This window comes from Gelidibacter sp. (assembly GCF_035515035.1).
In the GTDB taxonomy this organism is placed as follows: Bacteria; Bacteroidota; Bacteroidia; order Flavobacteriales; family Flavobacteriaceae; genus Gelidibacter.
Map to the genome: position 1 here is coordinate 1 of NZ_DATJCA010000084.1, position 6,609 is coordinate 6,609.

Sequence of the window (6,609 nt, forward strand, 5' to 3'; positions counted from 1 at the left end):
CAAAATCCGTTAACCACACGCGTTCCAAAGCGGGTCTTCCGGTAAAGGTGCTTCTATATGAATTTTATCGTTTGAAACGGGATGGATAAACGACAATCCACGTGCGTGCAGACTTATGCTGGCATCAGGATTGCTTCGGTCAAAACCATATTTTTAAATCGCCTTTTATAGGACAGCCGATGCTTGACAGTTGCGAACGAATTTGATGGTGTCGACCAGTTTCCAACTCAATTTCCAATAAGTAATAATGATCTAGGTTTTTTAAAATTTTATAATGAAGAATGGCCTTTTTCCCGTCAGGAATTTCTTTATTATAGGCGGTGGATTTGTTGTATTTTGGATTCTTCCTTAACCAATGGATAAGCGTGTCTTCGGATTTTGGAGGCGCTTGTTTGACCAATGCCCAATAAATCTTTTTGGCGTCCTTATCTGCAAATATTTTATTGAGCCGAGGTAGAGCTTTACTTGTTTTTGCGAAGACAATGACGCCTGTGGTTGGTCTGTCCAAACGATGTGCCACCCCGAGATAGACGTTTCCAGGTTTGTTGTACTTTTCCTTGATATAGGATTTAACCACTTCACTCAAAGGCGTATCGCCAGTTTTGTCACCTTGTACAATATCACCTGCGCGTTTGTTGACAATAATGATGTGATTGTCTTCGTATAGAACTTGAAGGTTATCTTTATTTGATAGGATCTTTTCTTGATTTTTTGACACGAATTGATGGATGTATTTTTTTTGTGATAGATGGTGAAAATGGAGTATTAAGAATCAAGAATCTAGAAATAAGACTATAGAACTTAGAACCAAGATGTATGACATCGTTTTGGAACTTAATTAATCCGTTTTTAAATATTACACCTTGAATCTTAAACCTCGAACTCGGAACTCATAACTCTAATACTGCTCCTCATCATTAGGGAAATCCAAATTCTTCACATCAGCCACGTATTGAGAAATAGAGTTGGTCATATCTTCATAGAGGTTCATGTAGCGTCGCAAAAACCGAGGATGGAACTCATGGGTCATTCCCAACATATCATGCAGGACAAGCACCTGTCCGTCTACACCATTACCAGCGCCAATGCCAATAACCGGAATCGAAACGCTTTCCGCTACTTCTTGTGCCAATTTTGCAGGTATTTTTTCCAAAACAATCGCAAAACAGCCTACTCTTTCGAGCATCAATGCATCTTCTTTAAGTTTATCTGCTTCTTCATCTTCTTTGGCTCTTACGGTATAAGTTCCAAATTTATAGATGGACTGGGGTGTCAAACCTAAATGGCCCATCACCGGGATCCCAGCATGTAAAATGCGTTTTATGGATTCCTTGACTTCTTTGCCACCTTCTAGTTTTACAGCGTGCCCACCGCTTTCTTTCATAATTCTGATAGCGGAGCGTAAAGCTTCTTTAGGATCACTTTGATAGCTCCCAAAAGGTAAATCTACAACTACTAATGAACGTTCAATGGCCCGCACCACACCAGCAGCATGATAAATCATTTGATCTAAGGTAATCGGTAAGGTTGTTTCATGACCCGCCATGACATTACTTGCTGAATCGCCAACCAAGATGACATCAACGCCGGCGCCATCAACAATTTTGGCCATGGTAAAATCGTAAGCGGTGAGCATTGATATCTTTTCGCCATTGGTTTTCATATCCACCAAGGTCTTTACGGTGATTCTCTTATAATCTTTTTTCGCTACTGACATAGTTTTTTATTTTAATGATGTAAAAATAACAATTATGTAGGAAGTATTAAGAACAAAGATGAGAGAATTAAGACATAGGATGGGTTGACTTAGGACTTAAGACTTTTTAATTACGGGTTTTTTTGCCAAGGCACTATTTTTCGAACTAAATATTTAAAAAAACACCTATCGCACAGAGCTCTATTTAATAAACTAAACTTTATGATCTAGTTAAAGGTTAAAACCCTGCAATTCATTGTAGCTGCTTTAGTTTCTATAAATGATTTAGCCAGAAACCTGCCCGTCCGTTCAGGCGGGTACCCGAATAACTAGGTGTTTCTTATATTCTTTTCCAGCTATTTCACGAAGCAGCCTTTCAGTCTGTCAATATAAAACTATGGAGTTCAAGTCCATAGTGTTTTTTTCTTAATACTTAATACTCAGTACTTAATACTCAGTCCTTAATCCTAATTTAAAACTGGAAGTAAATAAATGGCTGAAAATCTGTAGAAAATGCCTGATAACAGATAATTCCGACACTTGCAGCAATCAATACTTTGGCAAATGCGGGGCTTTTCGCGTATACGCCTTCAATTTTAGTTTTCGTAGATTCTGGTAACCAATGTGTGATATATCCTAAAAGCATCACCCAGAACACCAGTTGATAGTGGATCAAAATATCCAAAGCATAATGCCAATCCATGTGATAAGCGACCTGCTTATACCAACGTGCAATATGATCCATACTTTCCCCTCTAAAATATATCCGTGTAAACGTGATGAAGGTCAGCGTGACCAAAATCTTCCACCATCGTGCGTACCATTGGTTGTTGGTTTCATACGGACTCACTTTTCGCCAAAATTTGTAAACTACAATTCCCAGACCATTGAGTCCACCCCAAATCACGAATTTCCATGACGCGCCATGCCAAAGACCACCTATGAGCATCGTTAACATGAGGTTGATGTTTGTGTTGATTTGTTTTTTCACCGTAGTGTTATAAAGTGAGAAGATATAAATTAGAAGAGCCGAACCCAATACAACGGATACGACCAACATGTCTTGATATGCATATAAAACGCCCAACAGGATAATGCTCAAAATAATATAGGATGCTACAGTACCTTTCCGATTGCCGCCCAATGGAATATAAAGATAGTCACGAAGCCATGTAGAGAGGGAGATGTGCCATCGTTTCCAGAAATCTCCCGCATTGGTCGCTTTGTAGGGCGAATTAAAGTTGATAGGCAGTTTGAATCCCATCAATAATGCCAATCCTATGGCAATATCTGTATACCCGGAAAAATCGCCATAAATTTGAAGGGAATACCCAATCATGGCCATAACGTTGGCAAAACCTGAGAACATTTCGGGAGCGTCAAACACACGATCCAGAAAATGCATCGCGATAAAATCGGCAAAGATCATTTTTTTGATCAATCCTTTTAAAATCATGAAGGTACCGGTATCAAAATCAGATTTGGTGATGACCGTCGGTTTCGAAATTTGGGGTACAAAATTCTCTGCCCGAACAATAGGGCCAGCAACCAATTGGGGAAAGAAACTGACATAAAAACCAAAATCGAGAATAGACTTTAAAGGCACTAATTTTCTTCTAAAAATATCCACGCTGTAACTGATGGTTTGAAACGTGTAAAAGGAAATCCCTACCGGAAGAATGATTTTATCTACCGTAAAATAATTCTGATTATTAAAACTATTTCCCCAATGCGCGAGCCAATTGACCACTTCAAAATTGGTATGGAACAACATATTGAAAGAATCCGTGAAAAAGTAGGCGTATTTAAAATAGCAGAGCACCGTCAAATTGATCACGACACTTAAGGTCACTAAAATATAGCGCTTGGTCTGGTGTTGGCTTTTATGAATGCTCTTACCGATGAAAAAATCGACGAGCGTACTGAAAATAAGGATGCCAATAAAAAAGCCACTGGTTTTGTAATAAAAGAACAGCGAAATCAAAAAGAGATAGGAGTTTCGAAGTGTAATTTTCTTGTGCACAAGGGCGAATAAAAAATAGGCCACAGCAAAAAATATCCAAAAATTAGCTTGGGTAAAGATCAGCGGATAATCCTCCGAAAACTTAAAAATATCGTATAGCCTATTCATTCAATGTTTTATAGTGCTTTAACAATTCTTCTTTATTTCGATGGGTGGATTTAGCCCAGGCATCAATCAGCGCATCCATGAACAGATCGGCTTTAATGCTATAGCCCAATTGCGTAAAATGAATGCGATCACGAGGCATTAATTTATTTTGATACCATTTGTTGGATGAACCCAAACCGCCCATAAGGTCGTACAAATCCCAGACCGCCATCTGGTATTTTTCTGCCAGCTCCATGATCACTTTTTGCTGTGTGGCGGTATTGGGATTAGGGAATTTTCGTTGGTAATAATCGTCATTGGGAACCATCAGTAATATGGCGCAATCGGGATTGACCCGCTGGATCATTTGAATAAAAGCGTCATAATACATTCGGAAATTTTCAGCATTAAATTCGCTTTTTGGCATATAGCCATCATTTGTTCCCAAAGCAATGATGAAGAGATCGGGTTGATAAAGCTGGAACTGTTTTTCAAAATAGGCAGCGCGGTTGTAATAGGCAAAACTCCCGCCATTGACGCCTATGCTGGTGTATTCAATACCGTCGTTGTCATTCATAAACTCCATTCCCATCAGTGCAAATTCAGGATTTTGAATGCTGTCATTTTTTAATTCCAAGCAAAAAGAGACTTCATCAATCAATTTATTAAAACGAAACTCCCGATACATTTTATCCAAATTTAAAGTATCAGAAATTACGAGTTCAGGATCGAGGACAGTGAGATTATAATCGGATTTCCAAGTATTATAAAAAACTCTTAATTTATTGAATTCATAAGGTTGATTGGTATAATTTCGATAGTTAGATTTCACAATAATCGTGTCTGATTTCTCTCTAAAAGCAGCGGTGATTCCTGCCAAACCCCAAGCAATGCTATCTTTTCTAATTGACGAGCGATACCCCTGCCATTTCGATTTTGTGGCCTCAATCCGATAGTTCGTCGGATTGTTAGTGTGTGCCAAATGGTATGGAAATACGAAGCCGCGTTGGCCTTGAGATACGGTATTGGTGTTTTGAAGATAGGTCCTGATTTTATTGGAATAAATATCGGCTTGAACATGCGAGCCACCGATGTGGAACACGTGAATTTTTTGTTTTTTACCACTGTAAACCGAATCCAATTTGGCGAAAAACTGATGGAAGTTTTGGGAGGTATCTGCCATTTTAAAAGTATTGGCTTCAAAGTTGATGAGATGGCCAAATTTTGGTCTGAGGCTATCCAAAACATAGTTCTGGCTGAAAAGAGTGGTGGTAAATCCTATAAAAAATAGTATTAAACGGTATTTCATTTCTTGTTCTTTAAATCTAAATAGAGTGATAGAAAAAATAATTCGGAGATGATTTTTGTGCCCGAGGGTGAAAAATGGGTGTAATCATTTGCCGCCAAACCTTGATCTACCCAATGTTGCATGGAATTTTCTCCGCCCATAGCATCAAACATGCTCCAATAGGCAATGCCATTTTCTGAACACATTTGTTGTAAGGTTTTATTCAGATAAGGGAGCAAGGGATAGGTTTTCATCTTCCCATTTTCATTGGTGGTCATGTCTGACGGCCCTATAAAAATGACATTGGCATTAGTGCTTTTGCGTTTTACCCAATTGATATGGTTTTTTAGATAGTTTGCATAGTCTGTAACCCCTAAAGAATCTTTAATATATGGAACCGAATTACCTCCATACTGAAAAATCAATATTTTGGGTTGTAATTGCTGATACATTTTTTGAAAATTACCCGCATTAGTGCCCGCGAAAACGGTTCCTGAAGAGCCTCTCATGGCTACATTGTCCAGAGAAATCCCGCTTTTACCATCTAAGGTGAGCCCGTAAAAATCCGGACTTATTTTACTTTCCAATTCAATTTTCAAATTGGTAGGCGTATCGGCCAAGATTATCGCTAATTTATGATAAGCGCCATCTGCAATTAATTTTTCGGAAGTGATGAGTTGACCATCGCTATACACTTTAACGGAAGTTGGTGCGAGGGCATTTCCATAGTGCAAACCTATCTTGCTGAAGGTTCTCAATAGGCCATAAGATTTAGTTGGAATGCCGATAGTGATAGTTGCTTTTTTTATTTTGAGGGAATCTAAAAGCAGACTGTCTACAGTTTCATAAGCTTCGGTAAAGCGGGATAGCGACGAATAGGCACCATATTTTTTATGGGGAAATTTTTCTTGGGTAGGATCAAAATAGGCGTGTCGTGTCCAATTATCAGAATGGGTGACATTGGCGCTGATTTGATCGTAAACTTGAACAATGGGAATAAAACCCGGACCTGAGCCGCCATACAAACCTTGAAGTCTGTTACGAAGGTACCCTGATATCCGATCGCCCTCCAATTGCGAATCGCCATAATGGATGATACGGCACTGGTCACTGTTTAAACTTTCTTTTATCTGTGCAATAAAGGCCAGGCGATCTTTGGGATAATTGATGCGCTGCACTTTAGAAGTATCAATTTTAGTAAAATCAGGGATTTGAGGTTTGGAAGTAGGTTTTGAGAGGTCTTTGTCAAGATTTTTAACCAAGCCTTCTATATTATCGACGATACTGTCTAAACTCTTAATTTTAGAGGGATCGTGTGTTTGGTCCTTTAAAAAACTTTCGTGTGTGGGATATTTAATATGGGCATCTCCTACAAAAAAACCTTCTTGGGTCAAACCATTATCAAGCGGCCGTGAAGTGCTTAAAAAAGTAACTCCTAATAGCACCAAAAGAGTAGCAATAAGAAAAAGCAGTATTTTAAAAGGTGAATACCTCATTCGCGATTGGGGAACTGGT

Annotated in this window: 4 protein-coding genes and 1 pseudogene; all 5 read right to left on the bottom strand. The window is 38.8% G+C overall.

The features are described 5' to 3' along the window. Positions 1-9 precede the first annotated feature (9 nt). Positions 10-718 (bottom strand): annotated as a pseudogene (locus VLZ86_RS06380) (RluA family pseudouridine synthase). 180 nt (positions 719-898) lie between these two features. Further along, positions 899-1,717, bottom strand: coding sequence for a 3-methyl-2-oxobutanoate hydroxymethyltransferase (gene panB, locus VLZ86_RS06385; protein ID WP_325449802.1), 819 nt, complete (start codon positions 1,715-1,717; stop codon positions 899-901). A gap of 451 nt (positions 1,718-2,168) precedes the next feature. After that, the gene (locus VLZ86_RS06390) at positions 2,169-3,827 is read right to left on the bottom strand and encodes an MBOAT family O-acyltransferase (protein WP_325449803.1); all 1,659 of its coding nucleotides are present in this window, start codon (positions 3,825-3,827) and stop codon (positions 2,169-2,171) included. Then, the gene (locus tag VLZ86_RS06395; RefSeq protein ID WP_325449804.1) at positions 3,820-5,115 is read right to left on the bottom strand and encodes a GDSL-type esterase/lipase family protein; all 1,296 of its coding nucleotides are present in this window, start codon (positions 5,113-5,115) and stop codon (positions 3,820-3,822) included. Before VLZ86_RS06395 ends, VLZ86_RS06390 begins: the two co-directional genes overlap by 8 nt. Further along, the coding region (locus VLZ86_RS06400) for a hypothetical protein (protein ID WP_325449805.1) at positions 5,112-6,609 on the bottom strand (1,498 nt) is incomplete at its 5' end. The genes VLZ86_RS06400 and VLZ86_RS06395, both read right to left, overlap by 4 nt.

What these genes read in the sequence shown, in the direction of transcription:
- panB (WP_325449802.1), bottom strand. Translation starts at nt 1,717, where the DNA reads ATGTCAGTAGCGAAAAAAGATTATAAGAGAATCACCGTAAAGACCTTG.
- VLZ86_RS06390 (WP_325449803.1), bottom strand. Translation starts at nt 3,827, where the DNA reads ATGAATAGGCTATACGATATTTTTAAGTTTTCGGAGGATTATCCGCTG.
- VLZ86_RS06395 (WP_325449804.1), bottom strand. Translation starts at nt 5,115, where the DNA reads ATGAAATACCGTTTAATACTATTTTTTATAGGATTTACCACCACTCTT.